The 21,826-nt window shown below is 70.8% G+C and carries 19 protein-coding genes; 9 read left to right on the forward strand and 10 right to left on the reverse strand.

Features of this window, described 5'->3' with window-relative positions:
- Positions 1-8 precede the first annotated feature (8 nt).
- The 3 genes from KME79_RS16280 to KME79_RS16290 are packed head-to-tail and all read right to left on the reverse strand — an operon-like array spanning position 9 to position 2,913.
- On the reverse strand, positions 9-911 hold the full coding sequence (locus KME79_RS16280) for a 1-phosphofructokinase family hexose kinase (RefSeq protein WP_219545129.1): 903 nt from the start codon (positions 909-911) through the stop codon (positions 9-11).
- A complete protein-coding gene (gene nagA / locus KME79_RS16285; protein WP_148036843.1) occupies positions 911-2,044 on the reverse strand; it encodes an N-acetylglucosamine-6-phosphate deacetylase in 1,134 nt (377 codons plus the stop codon). The genes KME79_RS16280 and nagA overlap by 1 nt, the downstream gene beginning before the upstream one ends.
- Positions 2,041-2,913, reverse strand: coding sequence for an SIS domain-containing protein (locus tag KME79_RS16290; protein ID WP_219545130.1), 873 nt, complete (start codon positions 2,911-2,913; stop codon positions 2,041-2,043). The genes nagA and KME79_RS16290 overlap by 4 nt, the downstream gene beginning before the upstream one ends.
- A 127-nt stretch (positions 2,914-3,040) precedes the next feature.
- On the opposite strand from KME79_RS16290, the gene KME79_RS16295 reads away from it, so the two are divergent.
- Both KME79_RS16295 and KME79_RS16300 read left to right on the forward strand, forming a co-directional pair.
- The gene (locus KME79_RS16295) at positions 3,041-3,811 is read left to right on the forward strand and encodes a DeoR/GlpR family DNA-binding transcription regulator (protein ID WP_219545131.1); all 771 of its coding nucleotides are present in this window, start codon (positions 3,041-3,043) and stop codon (positions 3,809-3,811) included.
- Between the two features lie 44 nt (positions 3,812-3,855).
- On the forward strand, positions 3,856-5,586 hold the full coding sequence (locus KME79_RS16300) for a glycerol-3-phosphate dehydrogenase/oxidase (protein WP_219545132.1): 1,731 nt from the start codon (positions 3,856-3,858) through the stop codon (positions 5,584-5,586).
- Here the strand turns inward: KME79_RS16300 and KME79_RS16305 are convergent.
- A complete protein-coding gene (locus tag KME79_RS16305) occupies positions 5,581-7,506 on the reverse strand; it encodes a beta-propeller domain-containing protein (RefSeq protein ID WP_219545133.1) in 1,926 nt (641 codons plus the stop codon). The genes KME79_RS16300 and KME79_RS16305 overlap by 6 nt on opposite strands.
- A gap of 118 nt (positions 7,507-7,624) precedes the next feature.
- Here KME79_RS16305 and KME79_RS16310 point away from each other — a divergent pair, with 118 nt between their 5' ends.
- On the forward strand, positions 7,625-9,127 hold the full coding sequence (locus KME79_RS16310) for a succinic semialdehyde dehydrogenase (protein WP_219545134.1): 1,503 nt from the start codon (positions 7,625-7,627) through the stop codon (positions 9,125-9,127).
- Positions 9,109-10,785, forward strand: a complete 1,677-nt coding sequence (locus KME79_RS16315) for an FAD-dependent oxidoreductase (RefSeq protein WP_308248932.1) — start codon at positions 9,109-9,111, stop codon at positions 10,783-10,785. Before KME79_RS16310 ends, KME79_RS16315 begins: the two co-directional genes overlap by 19 nt.
- On the opposite strand, the gene KME79_RS16320 is transcribed toward KME79_RS16315, so the two are convergent.
- A complete protein-coding gene (locus tag KME79_RS16320; protein WP_219545135.1) occupies positions 10,775-12,130 on the reverse strand; it encodes a pyridoxal phosphate-dependent decarboxylase family protein in 1,356 nt (451 codons plus the stop codon). The two genes, KME79_RS16315 and KME79_RS16320, sit on opposite strands and share 11 nt — an antisense overlap.
- Before the next feature lie 64 nt (positions 12,131-12,194).
- Here KME79_RS16320 and KME79_RS16325 point away from each other — a divergent pair, with 64 nt between their 5' ends.
- Genes KME79_RS16325 through guaA form a run of 4 tightly spaced genes read left to right on the forward strand, consistent with a single transcriptional unit; the run spans position 12,195 to position 16,509 of the window.
- Entirely contained in the window at positions 12,195-12,668 is a 474-nt protein-coding gene (locus KME79_RS16325) for an Lrp/AsnC family transcriptional regulator (RefSeq protein WP_246639931.1), read from the forward strand.
- A gap of 12 nt (positions 12,669-12,680) precedes the next feature.
- Positions 12,681-13,427 carry an N-acetyltransferase gene (locus tag KME79_RS16330; RefSeq protein ID WP_219545136.1) on the forward strand — a complete coding sequence of 249 codons (747 nt, stop codon included), beginning with the start codon at positions 12,681-12,683 and terminating at the stop codon, positions 13,425-13,427.
- Positions 13,428-13,437: 10 nt separating this feature from the next.
- A complete protein-coding gene (locus KME79_RS16335; RefSeq protein WP_219545137.1) occupies positions 13,438-14,928 on the forward strand; it encodes a DUF885 family protein in 1,491 nt (496 codons plus the stop codon).
- Positions 14,929-14,937: 9 nt separating this feature from the next.
- Positions 14,938-16,509, forward strand: coding sequence for a glutamine-hydrolyzing GMP synthase (gene guaA / locus KME79_RS16340; protein WP_372452436.1), 1,572 nt, complete (start codon positions 14,938-14,940; stop codon positions 16,507-16,509).
- 286 nt (positions 16,510-16,795) lie between these two features.
- Here the strand turns inward: guaA and KME79_RS16345 are convergent, their stop codons facing one another.
- A complete protein-coding gene (locus KME79_RS16345) occupies positions 16,796-17,230 on the reverse strand; it encodes a CBS domain-containing protein (protein WP_219545139.1) in 435 nt (144 codons plus the stop codon).
- Positions 17,231-17,354: 124 nt separating this feature from the next.
- Here KME79_RS16345 and KME79_RS16350 point away from each other — a divergent pair, with 124 nt between their 5' ends.
- Complete coding sequence (locus KME79_RS16350) at positions 17,355-18,329, forward strand: CapA family protein (protein WP_219545140.1); 975 nt, start codon at positions 17,355-17,357, stop codon at positions 18,327-18,329.
- A 15-nt stretch (positions 18,330-18,344) separates the two neighbouring features.
- On the opposite strand, the gene KME79_RS16355 is transcribed toward KME79_RS16350, so the two are convergent.
- The 4 genes from KME79_RS16355 to KME79_RS16370 form a co-directional block, all read right to left on the reverse strand.
- Entirely contained in the window at positions 18,345-18,962 is a 618-nt protein-coding gene (locus tag KME79_RS16355) for a protein-L-isoaspartate(D-aspartate) O-methyltransferase (RefSeq protein WP_219545141.1), read from the reverse strand.
- A gap of 94 nt (positions 18,963-19,056) precedes the next feature.
- The gene (locus KME79_RS16360; protein WP_219545142.1) at positions 19,057-19,905 is read right to left on the reverse strand and encodes a hypothetical protein; all 849 of its coding nucleotides are present in this window, start codon (positions 19,903-19,905) and stop codon (positions 19,057-19,059) included.
- Positions 19,906-20,252: 347 nt separating this feature from the next.
- Positions 20,253-20,489 (reverse strand): DUF397 domain-containing protein, encoded by a 237-nt coding sequence (locus tag KME79_RS16365; protein WP_308248933.1) that lies wholly within the window; start codon positions 20,487-20,489, stop codon positions 20,253-20,255.
- 38 nt (positions 20,490-20,527) lie between these two features.
- On the reverse strand, positions 20,528-21,385 hold the full coding sequence (locus tag KME79_RS16370; RefSeq protein WP_219545144.1) for a helix-turn-helix domain-containing protein: 858 nt from the start codon (positions 21,383-21,385) through the stop codon (positions 20,528-20,530).
- Between the last annotated feature and the right edge of the window lie 441 nt (positions 21,386-21,826).

A 21,826-nucleotide genomic window follows, 5' to 3' on the forward strand; every position in this document is an offset into this window, starting at 1 on the left:
GGGCTCCTTCAGACGATCTCGATCAGCGGGTGGACGGCCTCGTACACGCCCGGGTCGAAGGCGCCGGCGACCGGCGCGGCCACCGCGGCGGCGCCCAGCGCGGCCGCCCGGCGCAGCAGCTCGGGCCACGGCCCCGGGGCGACCAGGCCGAGCGCCAGCCCGGCCACCAGCGCGTCGCCGGCCCCGGTGGGGTTGCCGTCGACCGCGTACGGCATGCGGGCGCGGAACGTGCCGTCGGCCGTGACCGCCAGCGCCCCCGACGCGCCCAGCGACACGATCACCGCCCCGGCGCCGCGGTCGCGCAGGGCCTCGGCGCCCTCCTCCGGGCTGCCGTGCGGGACGGCCCTGGCCAGCTCCTCGGCGTTCGGCTTGATGATCGCGGGGCGGCCGTCGGGCGCGTGGCGGAGCGGCTCGCCGTCGGCGTCGACGATCGCGGGCACCCCCCGGTCACGGGCGAAGGCGGCCAGCGTGGCGTACGTGGTCGCGGGAAGCCCCCGCGGCAGGCTGCCCGACAGCACGACGGCCCGCGCCTCGCGCAGCAGCGCCTCGTACGTGCGCAGGAAGTCGGCGAACTCGTCCTCACCCACTGTCGGCCCCGGCTCGTTGAAGAGCGTGTGCGCGGCGGGCTCGGCGACGACGAGCGTGGTGCGGGTCTCGCCCGCGACGGGCACCAGAGCGTGCGCCAGGCCCGCGGAGTCCAGGTCACGCTCGACGGCCCGGCCGGTGGGGCCGCCGGCCAGGCCGGTGACCAGCACGTCCTGGCCCAGGGCGGCCAGGACGCGGGCCACGTTGACGCCCTTGCCGCCCGCGCGCCGGTGGACCGCGGCGACGCGGTTCACCCCGTCCCAGGAGACCTGTGGCGTCTCGTAGGTGACGTCGAGTGCGGCGTTGAGCGTCACGGTGAGGATCATCAGGGCTCCGCGATCCAGGCGCCGCGCTTCATCACGCCCGCCACCTCCAGGTCGTCGCCGAGCACCACCAGGTCGGCGTCCTTGCCGACGGCGATCGAGCCGGTCCGGCCGGACAGGCCGAGCACGCGGGCGGGGGTCAGCGCCGTCATGCGCGACACCTCCGGCAGCGAGAGGCCCAGCTCGCGGACGGCCCGGCGGAAGGCGGTGTCCATGGTGAGCGTGGAGCCCGCGATGGAGCCGCCCTCGGTCAGCCGGGCCACGCCGTCGACCACCCGCACCCGCATCGGGCCGAGGAGGTACTCGCCGTCGCTCAGCCCGGTCGCCGAGATCGAGTCGGTGATCATCGCCACCCGGTCGGCCCCGGCCACCGCGCAGGCCAGGCGGAGCATGGCCGGGTGCACGTGCACGCCGTCGTTGATCAGCTCGACCGTGACCCGCTCGTCCTGCAGCAGCGCCGCGATCGGGCCGGGGTCGCGGTGACCGAGCTGCGGCATCGCGTTGTAGAGGTGGGTGGCCACGGTGGCGCCCGCCTCGATGCCGGCCAGCGTCCGCTCGTAGTCGGCAGCGCTGTGGCCGAGCGCGGCGACCACGCCTTCGGCGACGGCCATCCGGATCGTGTCGAGCGCGCCCGGCAGCTCGGCCGCGATCGTCAGCATCCGCACGTGCCCGCGCCCGGCCTTGACCAGCGCGGCGAACTCCGCCGGGGACGGCTCGCGCAGCAGCTCGGGGTCGTGCGCGCCGCAGCGCGCCCTGGCGATGTACGGGCCCTCGAAGTGGATGCCGGCCAGCAGGCCCTCGTCGCAGAGCTCGGCCAGCGACGCGGCGGCCGCGGCCAGGCGCTCGGGGGTGTCGGTGACCAGGCTGGCCACCGTCGTGGTGGTGCCGTGGCGCGCGTGCAGGGCCACCGCGTCGCGCGCCTTGTCCTGCTCGCCGGTGGGGAAGGACCCGCCCGCCCCGCCGTGGTTGTGCATGTCGACGAAGCCGGGCACGACGTGCCGCCCGCCCAGGCTGTGGCCGGGACGGGGGGCGGATCCGTGGCCGACATGTGTGATGCGGCCGTCCTCGATGGTCAGCCACCCCTCGTGAACTGCGTCGGGGGTCACGATGCGGGCGTCGGCGAGAGTAAGGCTCATGGAGAAAGGATCACAGATCGGGTGAGGTGGAGGGGCTCGTCGGGGTTGAGCCCGCGGGCGAACGCCCTGGCCACCGACACCCGCTGGGCGCGGACCAGCTCGGCCATCGGGTCCAGGTCGCTCTCGGTGAACGTGCCGCCGGTCGCCTCCACCTGCGCGCGCAGGCCCTCGGGGGCGGTGCCGAGCATCCAGGTGACGCGGCCGGGGCCGGCGATGCTGATCGGGCCGTGGCGGTACTCCATCGCCGGGTAGGCCTCGGTCCACGAGCGGGACGCCTCGCGCATCTTCAGTGCGGCCTCCTGCGCCAGCCCGACGGACCAGCCCGAGCCGAGGAAGGTGACCTGCTCGGCGGTGATCAGCTCGTCGGGCAGCGGCTCTGCCAGGGCCCGCTCGGCGTCGGCGATGACGGGCTCCAGGTCCTCGCCGAGGCTGGCGCGGAGCAGGGCGAGCTGGGTGGTGGCGAACCGGGTCTGCACGACCGAGCGCTCGTCGGCGTGGTCGAGCACGATCACCTGCCCGGCGGCCCGCATGATCGGCGACTCCGGGTCGGCGGTGATGGCCGTGGACGCGGTGTCGAGCCTGGACAGCAGGTCGAGCACCTCGGTGGTGGTGCCGGAGCGGCTCAGCGCCAGCACCCGGTCGTAGCGCCGCCCGGTGGGCGCCTCGGAGGCGGCGAACGCGTCGGTCTCGCCCTGCCCGGCGCGTTCCCGCAGGGCCGCGTACGCCATCGCGATGAACCAGGAGGTGCCGCAGCCGACGACGGCGACCCGCTCTCCCGGGCGGGGCAGCGCGCCGGCGGGGACGCCGGCGACCGCTCGGCGCCAGCAGTCGGGCTGGGAAGCGATCTCGGCTTCGGTATGGGTGGTCACCGCTACCTCCGTAATGCTTGTTTCTGCATTTTTTATAGCATAAAAGTGCAAAATTGGGCACTAGTGGCTACCGATGCGAGGGTATGCCACGCTTGCCCCCTTGACGGATCTCCGAAGGAAGGTGATCGTGTCCCGATACGACCGGTGGAACGCGATCCTCGAGCTGCTCGCGCAAGAAGGCAGGCTCTCCGTCGAAGACGCGGCCCGCGCGCTCGACGTCTCCACCGCGACCATCCGCCGCGACTTCGACCAGCTCGCCCAGCAGCAGATGCTCATGCGCACGCGGGGAGGCGCGGTCGCCCAGAGCGTCAGCTACGACCTGCCGCTGCGCTACAAGACCGCCCGGCACGCCGACGAGAAGCACCGCATCGCGGCCGCCGCCGCCGAGCTGGTGCGGCCCGGCGCCGTGGTCGGGCTCAACGGCGGCACCACCACCTCCGAGCTGGCCCGCGCGCTGGCCACGCAGGCGACGCTGGAGTCGGGCTTCACGATCGTCACCAACGCGCTCAACATCGCCGCCGAGCTGGTGGTCCGGCAGCACGTGAAGATCGTGGTGACCGGCGGGGTGGCCAGGCCGCAGTCGTACGAGCTGATAGGGCCGCTGGCCTCGGGCGTGCTGGAGGAGGTGACGCTCGACATAGCCTTCCTCGGCGTCGACGCGCTCGACGTGGAGCTGGGCGCCTCGGCGCACCACGAGGGCGAGGCGAGCGTCAACCACCTGCTCATCAGCCGGGCGGCGCAGGTCGTCGTGGTGGCGGACTCCTCGAAGCTGGGGAAGCGGGCATTTTCCCGTATCTGCCCCATCGAGGAGATCGACACCCTCGTCACCGATCAGCGGTTGCCCGAAGCCGACGCCGCCCGCTTCGCCGAGGCGGGCGTGAAGGTGATTCGCGCATAACGGGTAGGTATGGACCCAAGTCTCACAACGCAGGGGGAATGCGGATGGCCGCGGGTAAGTGCGTGGCCCGGCTCGGGCCCGTCGAGCGGGGGGCGGCGCTGGCGGCGATGGCGTCGCGCGAGCTGGACGTGGTCGTGGTCGGCGGCGGGGTGGTCGGCGCGGGCATCGCGCTCGACGCCGCCACGCGAGGGCTGGAGGTCGGGCTCGTCGAGGCCCGCGACTTCGCGTCGGGCACCTCCTCGCGCTCGTCCAAGCTGATCCACGGGGGCCTGCGCTATCTCGAACAGCTCAACTTCGACCTGGTCCGCGAGGCGTTGCAGGAACGGGCGCTGCTGCTGCAGCGCATCGCCCCGCACCTGGTCCGGCCGGTGCCCTTCCTGTTTCCGCTGACCCACTTCGGGTGGGAGCGCCCGTACGTGGGAGCGGGCGTGATGCTCTACGACACGCTCGGCTTCGCCTCCGGGCTCACCAGGGGCGTGCCGGGGCACCGCCACCTGTCCAGGAAGCGGGCGCTGCGGCTGGCCCCGGCGCTGCGGAAGTCCGCCTTCACCGGCGCCGTCCAGTACTGGGACGCGCAGGTCGACGACGCCCGCTACGTGATGACGCTGCTGCGCACCGCCGCCACCTACGGCGCCCACGTGGCGCCGCGCGCCCAGGCGGTCGGGTTCCTGCGCGAGGGGGAGCGGGTGACCGGCGTGCGGGTGCGCGACCTGGAGTCCGGCGACGAGCTGGACGTGCGCGCGCAGCAGGTGGTCAACGCCACCGGCGTCTGGACCGACGACATCCAGGAGCTCGTCGGCGGGCGCGGCCAGATCCACGTGCGCGCCTCCAAGGGCATCCACCTGCTGGTGCCGCGCGACCGCATCCACTCGCGCACCGGGCTCATCCTCCGTACGGAGAAGTCCGTGCTGTTCGTCATCCCGTGGGGCCGCCACTGGATCATCGGCACCACCGACACCGAGTGGACCCTGACCAAGGCGCACCCCGCCGCGTCCCGTGCCGACATCGACTACCTGCTCGACCACGTCAACGAGGTGCTGTCGGTGCCGTTGACCAGGGACGACGTGGAGGGCGTCTACGCGGGGCTGCGGCCGCTGCTGTCCGGCGAGTCGGACCAGACGTCCAAGCTGTCGCGCGAGCACGTGGTCGCGCACCCGGTGCCGGGCCTGGTGATGGTCGCGGGCGGCAAGTACACCACCTACCGGGTGATGGCCAAGGACGCCGTCGACGCCGTCGCCCACGGGCTCGACCAGCGGGTGCCGCCCTCGTGCACCGACCGCATCGCGCTGGCCGGGGCGGAGGGCTACCAGGCGCTGTGGAACTCGCGTCACCGGATCGCGTACGACTCCGGCCTGCACGTGGCCAGGATCGAGCACCTGCTGCAGCGGTACGGCTCGATGATCGACGAGGTGCTGGCGCTGATCGAGGCCGACCCGTCGCTGGGCAAGCCGCTGCACGGGGCCGACGACTACCTGCGGGCCGAGATCGTCTACGCCGCCACCCACGAGGGCGCCCGCCACCTGAACGACGTGCTGACCAGGCGCACGCACATCTCCATCGAGACCTTCCACCGCGGCACGGCCGTCGCCCAGGAGGCGGCCGAACTGCTCGCCGGCCCGCTGGGCTGGGACGACGAGCAGGTCAAGCGCGAGGTCGAGTACTACACCAAGCGCATCGAGGCCGAGCGCCTGTCACAGGAGCAGGACACCGACCAGGAGGCCGACGCCATCAGGCTCGGCGCCCCCGAGATCGTGCCGGTCGAGCCCTCGTCATGAGGTGAGCGGGATCCACGCCTGCTTCGCGAGCGTGGCCAGGTCGTTGACCTGCGCGCCCTCGTACGAGAACGTCCAGATCGCGTCGCCGATCACCATCGAGCGCTGGATGCCGGGCTGGTAGGCGAGGCCCTGCTCGGTGCGGCTCGGGTGCTGGATCGTGCCCGTCCTGGTCACCTCGGAGTCGGTGATCTTCAGTACGGTCGCGCCGGTCTCGAACGTGCCGTCGGCGTGGCTGCTGAGGGGGATGACCGCGGTGCCGGTCTTCGGCCAGTAGAGGAACGCGTGCGGGTCCCACTCGGCCTCGGAGCCGGAGTCCTTCTGGAACAGCTGCGACAGCCTGCGCGGGTTCGCCGGGTCGGCGACGTCGAACAGGGAGATCTGCGTGCCGAGCGTCCGGCCCTCCGTGCTGGCCTCCTGCCCGACGCCGATCAGCCGCCCGTCGCCCGCCGGGTGCAGGTACGCCGAGTAGCCGGTGATCTTCAGCTCGCCGGTGACCTTCGGGGTGGCCGGGTCGCGCAGGTCCAGCGTGTAGAGCGGGTCCACCTGGCGGAACGTGACGACGTAGCCGACCGGGCCGATGAACCGGACCGAGTAGATCCGCTCGCCCTTGCCCAGCCCGCCGACCTGGCCGACGGTCTTCATGCCGGCGGCGTCGAGCACGTGCACGCTGCTGGAACTGCTCCTGCCGTCGGCGGAGCCGAGCGTGGTGGCGACGCGCAGGTGGCCGTCGTGCTCCGACAGCGAGTACTGGTTCAGCAGCCGCCCCGGCACCTTGCCGGAGGCCGCGTACGAGGGCGCGCCTGCCCCCGAGATGTCGAACCGGTGCACCTCGGTCTCCTCGGGAGGCGGCCCCCCGGGGGTGGGCTCGTCCGGTGAGGGCTCGGTCGCCGGGGCCTGCTCGACGTCCACCGGCTGGATCGGCCACCACCAGCGCGGGTTGCTCGCCACGTACAGGCTCTGGCCGGTGCCGTAGACGATGTCGCCGTCGGCGGCCAGCGCGATCGGGTCCGACCCGGCGGCGGTGACGCCCTGGGCCAGGTCGAGCGTGTGCAGGGTGAGCATCGAGGTGCCGGTGTATTCGGCCGGGTGGCTGACCCGCTCGCACGGCACCGTGGCCTTCCTGACGGCGCCCGACGCGTCGGTGATCTCGATCTCGGGCAGCCAGGCGGTCAGCGGGGCGCCGCGGACCACGGCCTGGTTCATGGCCTTGCGCTCGGCCTCGCCGACGTTCTCCTTGGCCTCGGGGAAGGCGATGTCCGGCTGGCCGCGGGTGACGAGCCGGACCGTGGAGCCGACCATGCGAGCGTCCACATGGGCGCCCTCCGGCTTGATCGCGCCGATCACCTTCGGCTCGCCCGCGAGGTCGACGAGCACGTACCGGGTCTGGCCCGGCGGCGCGAACCCGTCGGCGATCCGGGTGGCGGCCATGCCGCCGCCCTGGAGCAGCACCAGCGCCCGGTCACCGGAGACGAGCAGGTCGGCGGGGGAGTAGCCGCCGTCGTCGCCCTTCAGGTCGAGCGAGCCGGTGACCTTCCTGGTGGCGGTGTCGATGACCCGGAGGACCCCGCCGCTGACCGTGAAGACGCGGTCGCCGTCGGTCTTGACCAGGTCGGGCTCGTCCACGCCGGCCTCGTGCACGTTCGTGGTGGAGTGGTCGGGGGTCGCCTTGGCCGTGCTGTCCCTGGCCGCCGTCGCGTCCTCCATGTACATGATCTGCGGGCCGCCGAAGCCCCACGGGCCCACGTTCGCGGCCGCCTTCTCGCGCAACCCGGCCAGCAGCTCGTCGCAGTCGCTGTAGGAGACCAGGCGGACTTGCCCGAGCGGGGTGCTGGGCGCCTTGTCAGGAGGTGCCGAGGTGCAGGCGGCGAGCGCCGCCACGAGCGCGGCGGCAGCCGCGATCGGCCGGGTGAGCGTCTTCATGCCCTCACAACGGATCAGCCCGGCGGCCGGTTCAAGGGTGAAGATCGGCTCTCCGCGGTGCGCCGATGTCCGCTGCCGATAACTACCGGTCGGTAGCCAACCCGAATATCCTTCTGGCATGCACGTCACCACCGGCAGGACCCGGCAGATCATCGCTCCGTTCACCGGCGAACCCCTCGCCGAACTCCCCCTGGCCGGCGCGGAAGATGTGCGCGAGGCGTACCGCAGAGCGCGGGCGGCGCAGGAGGAGTGGGCGGCCAGGCCCGTGCAGGAGCGGGTGAAGCCGTTCCTGCGGCTGCACGACGTGATCCTGGACCGGCGCGAGGAGATCCTCGACCTGCTCCAGGACGAGACGGGCAAGGCCCGTTCGCACGCCTTCGAGGAGGTGCTCGACGTCGCGGGCTGCGTGCTCTACTACGCCCGCCGGGCGCCCGGACTGCTCGCCCCGCAGGGGCGCAAGGGCGTGTTCCCGATCGCCACCCGGGTGAGCGAGCTGCGCCGGCCCAAGGGCGTGGTCGCGCTCATCTCGCCGTGGAACTACCCGCTGTCGCTGGGCGTCACCGACGCCGTGCCCGCGCTGCTGGCCGGCAACGCGGTGGTGCACAAGCCCGACACCCAGACCACGCTGTCCACCCGGTGGGCCGTCGACCTGCTGGTGGAGCTCGGCATGCCGCGCGACCTCTGGCAGGTCGTGCCCGGCGAGCCGGACGAGATCGGCGAGGCGCTGCTCGACGGCGCCGACTACGTGGCCTTCACCGGCTCCACCCGCACCGGCAGGAAGATCGCCGAGGAGGCGGCCAAGCGGCTCGTCGGCTGCTCGCTGGAGCTCGGCGGCAAGAACCCGATGCTGGTGCTCGACGACGCCGACCTGGACCTGGCCGTGCAGGGCGCGATCCGCGCCTGCTTCGCCAACGCCGGCCAGCTGTGCCTCTCGATCGAGCGGCTGTACGTGCACACGTCGCTGTTCGAGGCGTTCGCCGACCGCTTCGCCCGTCAGGTGCGCAACATGAAGCTCGCCCCCGGCCGCGACTGGTCGGTCCAGATGGGCTCGCTGACCCACCGCCACCAGCTGGAGACCGTCACCCGGCACGTGGACGACGCCGTGGCCCGCGGCGCGACCGTGCTCGCCGGCGGGAAGGCCAGGCCGGACCTCGGGCCGCTGTTCTACGAGCCGACCGTGCTGATCGGCGTCACCGACGACATGGAGCTCTGCCGCGACGAGACGTTCGGCCCGGTGGTGTCGCTCTATCCGTTCGCCTCCGACGACGAGGCGGTCGAGCTGGCCAACGACACGGCCTACGGCCTGAACGCCTCCATCTGGACCTCCGACACCTCCCGCGGCCGCGCGCTGGCCGCCCGGATCAAGGCCGGCACGGTCAACATCAACGAGGGGTACGGCGCCGCGTACGCCTCCTACGACGCCCCGATGGGCGGCATGAAGGCGTCCGGCCTGGGCCGCAGGCACGGCGCGGAGGGCCTGCTGCGCTACACCGAGTCGCAGACCGTGGCCGCCCAGGCGTCCTGGCTGCGCATCGAGCCGCCGTTCGACCTGGCCCAGGAGACGTGGGCGGACGTGCTGACCACCACGCTCAAGGTGATGAAGTGGCTGAGGGTCAAGTGAGCGGGTTCGACGTCGTCGTCATCGGTTCCGGGTTCGGCGGCGGCGTCTCGGCGCTCCGGCTGGCCGAGAAGGGCTACCGGGTCGCGGTGCTGGAGGCGGGGCGGCGCTTCGACCGGTCCTCGCTGCCCGCGACCTCCTGGCGGCTGCGCGACTTCCTGTGGGCGCCGTGGCTGGGGATGAAGGGCATCCAGCGCATCCACCTGCTCCGCGGTGAGAAGGGCACCGGCGTGATGGTGCTCGCCGGGGCCGGGGTGGGCGGCGGGTCGCTGGTGTACGCCAACACGCTGTACGAGCCGCTCGACCCGTTCTACCGCGACCCGCAGTGGGCCTCGATCACCGACTGGAAGGCCGAGCTGGCGCCCTACTACGACCAGGCCAAGCGGATGCTCGGGGTGACGGCCAACCCCGCGCACACCCCGGCCGACGCGGTCATGCTGAAGATCGCCGATCGGATGGGCGTGGGCGCCACGTTCCGCCCGGCCCCCGTCGGCGTCTACTTCGGGCCCGACGGCGCCGACCCGTACTTCGGCGGCGCGGGCCCCGAACGGCGCGGCTGCGTCCAGTGCGGCGAGTGCATGACCGGCTGCCGCCACGGCGCCAAGAACACGCTCACCGAGAACTACCTCTACCTGGCCGAGCGGGCCGGCGCCCGGATCTACGCCGAGTGCACGGTCACCTCGGTGCGCCCGCTGCCGTCCGGCGGGTACGAGGTGCTGGCCCGGCGGACCGGCTCGGCCAGGCGGCGCCGGGTCTTCACCGCCCGGCAGGTGATCTTCGCGGCCGGGGCCTGGGGCACGCAACGACTGCTGCACCGGCTGCGCGACGACGGCACGCTGCCCCGGATCTCGCCCCGGCTGGGCACGCTCACCCGTACCAACTCCGAGGCGCTGCTCGGCTTCGAGCGGCCGTCGCGCGGCGGCGAGAAGCTCAACGCCGGGGTGGCGATCACCTCGTCCTTCCACCCGGACGCCGAGACGCACATCGAGCCGGTCCGCTACGGCGACGGCTCCAACGCGATGGGTTTGCTGCGCACGCTGCTGATCGACGGCGGCCAGAACCGGTGGAAGGCGTTCGCCCGCGAGGCCGCCCGCCGTCCGCTGCGCGCGCTCGGGCTGCTCGACCTGCGCGGCTGGTCCGAGCGGTCGCTGATCGCGCTGGTCATGCAGGCCAAGGACAACTCGATCACGGTACGGCGGGGCCGGTTCGGGCTGCGGTCCACCCGGGGGCACGGCGAGCCGAACCCCACCTGGATCCCGGCGGGCCACGAGGCGGTCCGGATCGGGGCCGAGGAGGTCGGCGGCGAGCCGCGCGGGTCGTGGCTGGACCTGTTCGACATCCCCGCGACCGCGCACTTCCTCGGCGGCTGCGCGATCGGCGCCTCGCCGGGGGAAGGCGTGATCGACCCGTACCACCGGCTCTACGGGTACGAGGGCCTGCACGTCGTGGACGGGTCCTCGGTCGCCGCCAACCTGGGCGTGAACCCGTCGCTGACCATCACCGCGCTGGCCGAGCGGGCCATGGCGCTCTGGCCGAACGCGGGCGAGCCCGACGCCCGCCCGCCGCTCGGCACGGCCTACCGGCCCCTGCCCCCGATCCCCCCGCGCAGCCCAGCGGTCCCCGCCACGGCCCCCGCCGCGCTCCGGCTGATCACCCGCTGACCGCCTCGATCTCGTCCAGGAGCGCCGTCAGCGTGGCGTCGTCCGTGGCAGGGGCCATCACCGTGATCCGCAGGTGGCGGACCCCGGCCAGTTCGGTCGAGGTGAGGTAGAAGGTGCCGTCGCGCATCAGCCGTTCGCGGATCGCCACCTGGTCGCCGTCGCCGTGGCGGAAGCACACGATGTTGCTCTCCGGCTCGTACGGCACCGTGAACCCGGGGCGTTCGCGGGCCAGCTCCCAGAACCGGTGGGCGGTGTCGTACCGGGAGGCCACGTAGTCGCCGAGGCCGCGCTCGCCGCGCCAGGCCAGGTTCATGAACACCTTCAGCCCCAGCTCGGCCTTGGTGCACTCGACCGTACGGGCGATCTGGTCGAAGCCCTGGTCGCCGTAGAACAGGTAGCTGGCCTCCTGCTTGAAGGCCGCGTCCAGGTCGCTCTCCCTGCGCACCAGCACCGCCGCCGACAGGGCCGAGGTACGCAGCATCTTGTGCGCGTCCCAGATCACCGAGTCGGCCAGCCCGATGCCGTCGAGCAGGTGGGCGTGCCGGTCCGACAGCAGCGCCGAGGCGCCGTGCGCGCCGTCGACGTGGAACCACACCTCGCGCTCGCGGCACCACTCGCCGATCGCCCGCAGGTCGTCGTACAGTCCGGTGCCGGTGGCGCAGGCCGCCGCGACCAGCGCCATCACCCGCTTGCCCGAGACGTCCGGCAGTCTGGCCGGGTCGATCCGGCCCAGTTCGTCCGTCTCCAGCGGCACCACCGCGCGCTGCCCGAGCCCGAGTATCGAGACCGCGCGGGAGATCGAGTAGTGCGCCGACGGCGAGGCCAGGATCACCAGGTCGCCCGGCACGCCCTCCTCCCACGCCTCCGGCGCCACCCGCGCCCTGGCCGCCAGCATCGCCGTCAGGTTGGCCAGCGAGCCGCCGTGCGTCAGCACGCCGCCGCCGGCCGGGAAGCCCACCTTGTCCAGCATCCAGCGCAGGACCTCGAACTCGACCGTGGCCGCCGAGGCGCCCATCTCGTAGATGTTCATCGGGTTGTTGATCGCGCCGTGCACGAGGTCGGCCAGCGCGGCGGGGAAGTCGGGGGAGGCGGTCTGGTGGGCCAGGAACGCCGGGTGGTGCAGCCGCGTGCTCTCGGCGAGGAAGGCGCGCAGGAAGCCGCGGTACGACGCGGGGGTCATGCCGCCCTTGACGATCAGCTCACGCAGGCCCAGCCGGTCCGCCAGCTCGCGCGGCGGCGTGCGCCTGAGCACGGGGGCCTCGCCCCGCTGGCTCTCCGCCACGTAGGCGGACAGCTCCTCGACCGTGATGCCGGCCGACTCGGTGAACTCCTCAACGTTCCACATATCTCGAAATAGTGAGGACATCATCGGCGTGCGGCTAGTGTTGCCGAATTGGAGGGCAATTTCCATGCATAACGCCGAACTGGATTCGATCGACCTGGCCATCCTGGCGGCACTGCAGCGCGACGCCCGGCTGCCGAACAAGGATCTCGCCGAGCGGCTCGGCGTCGCGCCCTCCACCGCGCTCGAACGGGTGCGCGCGCTGCGGCGGCGCGGGATCATCACCGGCTTCCGCGCCTCGGTCGACGTCGCCAAGCTGGGCCGGCCGCTGCAGGCGCTGCTCGCGCTCCGGGTACGGCCGCACACCAGCCAGCTCGTCGACCCGCTGCGGAGCTTCGTGCTGTCGCTGCCCGAGACGATCACGCTCTTCCACGTGGCCGGCGCCGAGGACTTCCTGGTGCACGTGGCCGTGGCCGACGCCGAGCACCTGCACCGGCTCTGCCTGGAGAGGTTCCTGGTACGGCCCGAGATCGTGCACCTGCAGACCACTTTGATCTTCAAGAGTGAGGATCAACCCGTCCAGCGGCCCTCCGAAATGTGAAAATATCCGCCCATGGCCTTGCGGATCACCACCCTCTCCGAGCGCCCCGAGTTCATCCCCACCCTGTGGGACATGGACCACTCCTGGCCGGAGTTCATGATGAAGGACCCGATCGCCGACTTCTTCTACGCGGTCGCCGACACGGCCTACACCGACTACGTCCTGGTCGCCGACGACGACGCCGAGCCGGGCCGGCTGGCCGCGCGGGGCTGCACGATGCCGTTCACGCTCAAGGACGGCGAGCTGCCCGACGACGGCTGGGACGGCGTCATCAGGCGCGCCTGGCTGGCCCGCGAGCGCGGCGAGCGCCCCGGCCGCATTTCCGCCCTGGAGATCACCGTCCGCCGCGACCTGCTCGGCAAGGGCGTCTCGCCGCTCATGGTGGCCGCCATGCGCGCCAACGCCGCCCGCCTCGGCTTCGACGAGCTGGTAGCGCCGGTCCGCCCCAACCACAAGCACCTGGAGCCGCACACCCCCATGGCGGAGTACGCCTTCCGCACCCGCCCCGACGGCCTGCCGCACGACCCGTGGCTGCGCGTCCACGTACGGGCGGGCGGCGAGATCGTCAAGGTGGCGCCGCGCTCGATGACGATCGCCGGCACGCTCGCCGAGTGGCGCGGGTGGACAGGCCTGCCGTTCGACCGGCCGGGCCCGGCGGAGGTGCCGGGCGCGCTCAACCCCGTCCACGTCGAACCCGGCCACGATCACGCTGTCTACGTCGAGCCCAACGTCTGGGTCAGCCACCCCCTCGGCCGCTAGCGTTTCCGGCATGACGGAACTTCAGCCCAGATTGCGGGCCATCACCGACCTGATGGTCCCGGAAGCACGCGAGTCAGGCGGACGGCACGAGTACGACGGCGCCGTCCAGGACCTGTCTCCCGAGGGCGTGCGCGCCGGCCTGACCCGGCTCGGCGACGGCGACCTGCCGGAAGACCCCCACGACGCCCGCCACCTCCAGGTCTTCGAGGAGGGCCTGCGTTTCGAGCTCGGCGAGCTCGCGCTGCACCGCAAGAACCCGCTGCTCCACCTGTCCAACCTGGACCTCGCCTGCTACGACCGCGACTACGGTCCCGAGGAGCGGCGCGCCGCCGCCAAGGCCGCCCACCTGGCGCTCTGGCCGGAAGCGGTACGGCACGCGACCGCCTCGCTCGACCAGGTCAGCGCCCCCGTGGCGCAGTCCCTGCTCGGCGCGGTCAAGGGCCTGGCCGCAGGCGTCACCGACCAGGCCGCTCTGGAGGCGCACGCCCGCCTGGTCGCCCACGTCGAGCGGGCGGCGGAGACCGGCGACCCGGACGCCGCGCTCGGCGCGGACGCACTGGCCCGGCTCATGGGCACCGTCGAGGGCCTGGACGTCGACCTGGGCAGGCTGGCCGAGCGCGCCGACGCCGAGCGCGACCGCCTGACGGCTCGCCTCGCCGACGCCTGCGACCGGCTCGGCCAGGGCGGCAGGCCGCCGCTGGACGTGGTCCGCGAGCTGGTCAAGCAGCATCCCGACGCCGACGGCGTGATCGAGGCGGCCAGGATCGGCACCGAGAAGGCCATCGCGTTCACCCGCGACAAGGACCTGGTGCCCTACCACGACGGCACGTGCCTGGTCGGCCTCGCCCCCGAGTCGCGCCGCTGGGCGATGGCGATGATGTCGTGGAACGCCCCCGGCGAACCCGAAGGCCCGTCCTGGTACCACATCACCCCGCCGGACCCGTCCTGGCCGAGGCAGGACGTCGACGAGTGGCTGGAGGTCTTCAGCGAGACCACGCTGCCCGCCATCAACGTGCACGAGGTCGCGCCCGGCCACTTCTCCCACGGCCTGGCCCTGCGCCGGGCGCCGTCGGACGTGCGGCGGCTGCTGCAGTCGTTCTCGTTCGCCGAGGGCTGGGCGCACTACGCCGAGGAGCTCTGCGTCGAGGAGGGGTTCGAGGCGGGCGACCCGCGCTTCGAGATCGGCGTCTGGGTGGAGGCGCTCATCCGCGTCACCCGGCTGGCCTGCGCGATCGGCGTGCACACCGGCGCGATGACCGTCGACGACGCGGCCGCGCGCTTCGCCTCCCACACCCACCTGGCGGGCCCCGCCGCGATGGCCGAGGCCAGGCGGGCCACCTTCGATCCCACGTACGGGCGCTACACCTGGGGCAAGCTGATCATCATGGATCTGCGCGAGCAGGCCAGGCAGGCGTGGGGCGCGGGCTTCACCCTCCAGCGCTTCCACAAGGCCCTGCTCGACCTCGGGTCACCGCCGCTCGGTCTGCTGTCGATAGACTGAGTGCACCGCATTCGCCTTTGGGGGGTTCCTTCGGTGTCTGAGTTCGACACGGTCCTGGTGGTCGACTTCGGCGCGCAGTACGCGCAGCTCATCGCCAGGCGGGTGCGCGAGTGCCACGTCTACTCCGAGATCGTCCCGTCGACCATGACGGTCGAGGAGATGATGGCGAAGAACCCCAAGGCGATCATCCTGTCCGGAGGTCCCTCGTCCGTCTACGCCGACAACGCCCCCGACGTGCCCCACGGCCTCTTCGAGACCGGGGTGCCCACGTTCGGCATCTGCTACGGCTTCCAGGCGATGGCGAGGGCGCTGGGCGGTGAGGTGGCCCGCACGGGCGTCGCCGAGTACGGCGGCACCTCCCTGGAGGTCCTCGACGAGGGCGTGATCTTCGCGGGCCTCCCGTCGTCCCAGAAGGTCTGGATGTCCCACGGCGACAGCGTCGCCGCCGCCCCCGAGGGCTTCCTGGTGACCGCCTCGACCCGCGAGACCCCGGTCGCCGCCTTCGAGCACCCCGGCCGCGGCCTCTACGGCGTGCAGTTCCACCCCGAGGTCCTCCACAGCGAGCACGGCCAGCAGGTGCTCAAGCACTTCCTGGAAGCGGCCGGCTGCCGCCCCAGCTGGACCATGCTCAACATCGTCGAGGAGTCCGTCGAGGCGGTCCGCCGCCAGGTCGGCGACGGCCGCGCCATCTGCGCCCTGTCCGGCGGCGTCGACTCCGCGGTGGCCGCCGCCATCGTCCAGCGCGCCATCGGCGACCGGCTCACCTGCGTCTTCGTCGACCACGGGCTGCTGCGCAAGGGGGAGGCGGAGCAGGTCGAGCGCGACTTCGTGGCCGCCACCGGGGTGCGGCTGCGGGTGGTCGACGCCTCCGATCGCTTCTTGAAGGCTCTCGAAGGGGTCTCCGACCCGGAGGAGAAGCGCAAGATCATCGGCCGGGAGTTCATCCGGGTCTTCGAGGACGAGCAGCGCGCCATCATGGCCGACGGTCCGGTGGACTTCCTCGTACAGGGGACGCTCTATCCGGACGTGGTGGAGTCCGGCGGGGGGACGGGCACGGCCAACATCAAGTCCCACCACAACGTCGGCGGGCTGCCTGAGGACCTGCAGTTCAAGCTAGTGGAGCCGCTGCGCACGCTGTTCAAGGACGAGGTGCGGCGGGCCGGCGAGGAGCTCGGGCTGCCGTCGGCGATGGTGTGGCGCCAGCCGTTCCCTGGGCCGGGTCTGGGGATCCGGATCGTGGGCGAGGTCACGCGCGAGCGTCTCGACCTGCTGCGCGAAGCCGATGCCATCGCTCGTGAGGAGCTGTCGCGGGCGGGGCTCGACCGGGAGATCTGGCAGTGCCCGGTGGTGCTGCTCGCCGACGTGCGGTCTGTGGGGGTGCAGGGGGATGGTCGTACGTACGGGCATCCCGTGGTGCTGCGGCCGGTGACGTCCGAGGACGCGATGACGGCCGACTGGTCGCGGGTGCCTTATGACGTGCTGTCGCGGATCTCCACGCGGATCACGAACGAGGTGCGTGAGGTCAACCGGGTGGTGCTGGACGTCACCAGCAAGCCCCCGGGCACCATCGAGTGGGAGTGACTCCCGCCCGCCATCGGTCAACCCGCGACGGGTGCACGCTGCTCAAACTAAGATGAAGTTGTAGTTTAACGAACAAGATCGACTTGGAACTACCATTTCCTTGACCCGGGACAAGGCTCATCAGCCTTTTCGAGTGCGGATATGAATGAAGGCCCCAAGTCCGAAAGCCAGAAGGACAAGCGCAAGAGCGATTGGCGCTTGCCAGCCGAGCGCGTAACTGACAACGGTGGCGATACTCCAGAAGAGGCACCGGGGGCCGTGTGAACGGCCCCCGCGCCCGGCTGGATCAGGAGGATGCGTAGACCCGGTGGACGAACTCCGCGAGCTTGTTGTCGGGGAGTTCCTTGGCCAGGTCGGCCTCGCTGACCATGCCCACGATCCGCTTGTCCTCGATCACGGGCAGCCGCCTGATCTGGTGCTGTTCCATCTTCTCCAGCGCCTCTTCGACGCTGCTGTCTGCCTCCACCCACACCAGGCCGTGGGCGAGTTCGCTTGCCGTGGTGCTGTCGAGGTCCTTGCCCTCGGCGCAGCACTTGATGACGATGTCCCGGTCCGTGATGATGCCCTTGAGCCGGTCGTCGTCCCCGCAGATCGGCAGTGAGCCGACCGACAGGTCACGCATCATCTGCGTGGCTCTGCGCAGGCTGTCGTGCTCGCCGATGCACTCGGCGCCTTGGTGCATCACGTCCTGGACCTTCTTGCCGATTCCCGGTGTGCTCATCGCTGCCTCCCCGAGAAGGTCGCTTGCGCTTCCACCTGACGCCTACCCCCAGATGGCGGATCATTGCAGGTGGCGGTGGTGTTTTCCGGGCGTTTGAGCACGTCGTCGGGGGCAGGGGAACCTCGTGGTTGTCACGCTCGCGCTGGCGGGCGACACGATGCTCGGTCGTGGCGTCGGGGACCTGCTGGCCGATTACAACGACCCGGACGCGTTCGTCTCGGACGGGGTCCGCGAGTACCTGTCCGAGGCCGACGCCATCCTGCTCAACCTGGAGTGCTGCGTCTCCAATCGCGGCGACTCGATGTTCGCGCCGGGCAAGGTCTTCCATTTCCGCGCCCCGCCGCAGGCGGTCGATCTGCTCGCCGAGCTCGGCGTCAGCTGCGTCACGCTGGCCAACAACCACGCGCTGGACTACGGCTACGACGCGCTGCTCGACACCCGCGCCCATCTCGAACGCGTGGAGATCCGCGCGGCGGGTGCGGGCGCCACCCTGGACCAGGCGCGCGAGCCGGTCATTCTCGCCACACGGGGGCTGCGCATCGCCGTCATCTCCGTGACCGACCACCCGGACGACTACGCGGCCGCCCCCGACCGGCCCGGCGTCGCCTACGCCGACCTGCGCTCCGGCGTCCCCGGCTGGCTGACGGACACGGTGACGAGGATGCGTACGGAAACGGACGCCGTGCTGGTCATGCCCCACTGGGGTCCCAACATGACGACTGGGCCGCTGCCGTACATCCTCGGCGCGGCCAGGATCCTCACCGACGCCGGGGCGACGCTGATCGCCGGCCACTCCGCGCACGTCCCGCACGGCGTGGCGCCGCCGGTCCTGTACGACATGGGCGACTTCATCGACGACTACGCGGTGGACCCGGATCTGCGCAACGACCTGTCGCTGCTGTTCCTCGTGACCGTCGACGAGCTCGGTCCGGTACGGCTGCGCGCCGTGCCGCTCAAACTCGACTACTGCCGCACCGTCCTGGCCGAGGGCGCGGAACGCTCCTGGCTCGCCCGGCGTTTCATCAGCGCGTGCGAGGCGCTCGGCACGGCGGCGGTCTGGGAGGACGACCTGCTCATCGTGGACCTGCGGAGAGGATGACGCCCGCATGATCGCTTACCGCGTGTGTTCGCCGATGAGGGGGACGAACCGGGCAGGCGTCAGGAGGCGCAGCCACGCCAACTGACCCTGCCGCTTGGTGTACAGCGTGACGATGTCGGCCGCTTCGCCCGTGATCGGCATGACCAGCCGCCCGCCCTCGGCCAGTTGCGAGACCAGTGGCGCGGGCACCGTCGGCGCGGCGGCCGACACGATGACGGCGTCGAAGGGCGCGTGGGCGGGCAGGCCGGCGGTGCCGTCGCCGACCAGCACCTCGACGTTGGTCACACCGGCCGCGGCAAGGTTGGCCCGGGCGTGTCCAGCCAGGTCGGCATGGCGTTCCAGCGAATAGACCCACCTGGCCAGTCGGGCCAGCAGGGCGGTCTGATAGCCGTACCCGCTGCCGATCTCCAGGACGGTCTCCGTGCCCGCGAGCCCCAACGCGTCGATCATCTGGGCGACCAGGGACGGCTGCGAGGTCGGCTGCCCGTGACCGATCGGGATCGGCTCGTCGAACTGGGCGCGCGCGGCGGAGCCCGGCGGCACGAACCGCTGGCGCGGCGTGTCGGCGAAGGCGGCCAGCAGCCGGGGATCGGTCATGCCCATCTCCCGAACGACCTCCACCAGCGTGCGCATCGCCGAGCCCTCCTCCCTGCCTCGCGGCTACCCCGGCCCAGGAGCCGCTAACAGCTCACGAGCATGGGCCCGCCTGGCGAACCCGGGGTATGGCTCACACGGGATCGGTCGGGATGTGGGCGTAACCGAGCAAAGTGACGCCGCACCTGGTCAGGTCCGCAGCCTCCACACCATTGTCCTCGGCGTCCTTGGTCGAGAGGACCTTGTCCAGACACGAGATCTGGGAGTGCGGGACGAGCCCCAGGTGGTAGTAGAACGTAAGGCCCCGGGCGCCGGCATAGCCGCCGAACCTGCGTTGCGGTTTGGACCAGCACCCGTTCTGATCGGGCACGATCAGTTCGTCCTTGCCCCAGAACAGGCCTTCGACGCCGGCATTGCCGTAGGCGTCGCGAGTCCTGGGATCCGCGGACCCGAAGGGGTACAACAACTGATCCTCCGGCACTTTGCCGGTGATCCGCCCGGTTGCCTCCAGGTGCATGAAGTCCGTGCCGTTATAGGTGACGTTGTAAACGAACGACTCGATCTTCAGGTCGGGATAGGCGGCTGTCGAGGCCGACGTCACCTTGGCCTGGGTAATCGGGTCTGAAGGCTTCGGGCAGGTGAGGGTTTCCGATCCGACCGGATTGACGATGAGCCTGAAGGCAACAGCCGCGCCGAAGACCACGGCCATCGCACCTACGAGTACGGCCGTCCACGCCTGGCCTGTCAGGCGGCGCGGCCTGTTCGGGGAGCTTTCTCCTCCAGTGCGGGCGTCCGAAGGGCCATCCCCGCCGGCGCGGGCGATCTCATTGGATGCAGTGATTACGCCGAACACCGCGGCTACACCCGAGGCGACCCAGCTCATTGCCTCCAGGCCGATGAGAACGGCGACGCCTCCCATCACCAGGCTGGTCAGCGAGGCGAGTACCAACAGCCATCTGCGTGAGTTGCCACCGTCTCTCATAGCCACGACAGTCTCCAGGGAGCAGCAACAAGTGCAAGGGTGACGTTCGAAGAAAGAGAGGCGTTGACAGCTTCCGACGCGAGTTGCGAAAGAGAGACCTTATAGGTGGAAGGCTAGAAGGTCTGGACCTTGAACCTGAGTAGGTGGATGGCCGTAAAGGACGGCTCGCCGATCAGACCCGCTTCCGCTCATGCTGCTTTTACGCCACGCGGCGTTCAGCTCGGGAGATGCAGTCATCATGCCCCCCCTTCAGGTGTAGGAGTCGCTGCGACGTTCGGACGAGAGGTGCTCGCGGGTCTCGGCTTGGTCGTCCGACGGGGTGTGCCGTCCTCTGCAGGAGTGATCTCTCAAACGAGGTCGTCGAACTCCCCTGCGATGATTCCATGTCGAAACGCGGCGAACTCGCTGCGGGTGAAGTACAGCCTGGGTCCATCAGGGTCTTTGGAGTCGCGCAGTGCGACGAGGGGGCCGTGGCCGGCTTTGTGATCGGCTTCGAGCGCCTGGGTGTCATCGTCGTCTAACAGCGCTACTTCGACACAGTTTCCGCCCGTGCCGTTCGAGAACGTGGACTTTCGCCAGGTCAAAGGGGAAGGTCGCTCTGGCCCAGTGTCCCGCTGGTGGCTCATCTCGTCCCTCCAGTCACTTGCTCGATCAGACGTCGGGTCTGATCTGGCCCGAGCGCCCGTGCGCGAAGGTGATCGAATAGTCGATTGTAGGCGTTTACGTCGTGAGGCTCTTCCAGGTAGATACTCCCCCTCCAATACTCAAGGTACACAACGTCTGGATCTGAGAGGTTTGGAAACTTCAGGATGCTGAAGCCCCCGTTCATTGCGGGATGAGCTCCGCTGGAGAAGGGCAGCACTTGGATGTTGATGGAGTTCTGCGACGACAGTTCGTGCAGGTGGCGCAGTTGACGATGCATGAGTCCTTCCTCGCCCACCACGCGCCGAATGACCGCCTCGTTCAGCACCATCCACATCTCGGGTGGGTATGCGGACTTGAGTACCTCTTGACGCTTCATCCGGATCGCGAGGCTGAGGGCCAACTCCTCCTCAGAAGGCAGGGCCGGTTCCGCGCTCATGATCGCGCGCGCGTACTCCTCCGTCTGGAAGAGGCCGGGTACGTACTCAGTCTCGTAACCGGTGATGGATGACGCGTCCTCTTCGAGGCCCACGTAGCTCTGGAAGTATTCCGGGATCGTGTCGGACAGCTTGTCCCACCAGCCGCGTTTCCGCGCATCGCGGGCGAGTTGGAGAAGCACTTCCCTTGTGTGCGCCGGCACCTCGTAGATCTCCAGCAGCATGGTGACATCAGCGATCCGCGCTCCCACCGTCGCTGCCTCGATGCGGGTGATGGTTGGTGCCGAACACCCCATCAGCTCCGCGACCGTCTCGCGGGACATCCCCTTCTCCTTGCGCAAGCCGCGCAATACCGCGGCCAGGCGGCGCTGTCGTGCTGATGGGCTGCGCTGAGCTGTCATCTCGTCTCCGGAAGAAACGTTATCGATCTTGGGGGCAAAACTGATCGGCGTGCATCCTGCCAACTATCTTGCACTTAAAGTAGTCATCAAGGCACACTCTGCGATGGGCAACGCTTGAACAGGGCCGGGTTTCTCCGCCCGGCTTCCTTCGTAGCGAGGGCACGGTTGTTGTGGATCAGCACGACGTACAACGTGTGTCAGTACCCCCGACCTGCTGGATCGGTGCCGCACATGAAGGGCGGTTGGATCGATGCGACGCAAGCGAACCCGAGACACGCAGCCGATGGTGACTCGGGAGCACGAGCAGTTCCACCACCTGACGCGACTGGCCTGGGGTCTGTCGAGGCGAGGCCTGGCCGTTTCGGTGCAGTTGCCGAGGCGCGATGAGCCGTGCGTCGCGGTCCAACGGGTGTCGGGGCCGTTGCTCGTACGGGCCTCTCT

It is taken from the genome of Nonomuraea harbinensis (genome assembly GCF_019396385.1).
In the GTDB taxonomy this organism is placed as follows: domain Bacteria; phylum Actinomycetota; class Actinomycetes; order Streptosporangiales; family Streptosporangiaceae; genus Nonomuraea; species Nonomuraea ferruginea.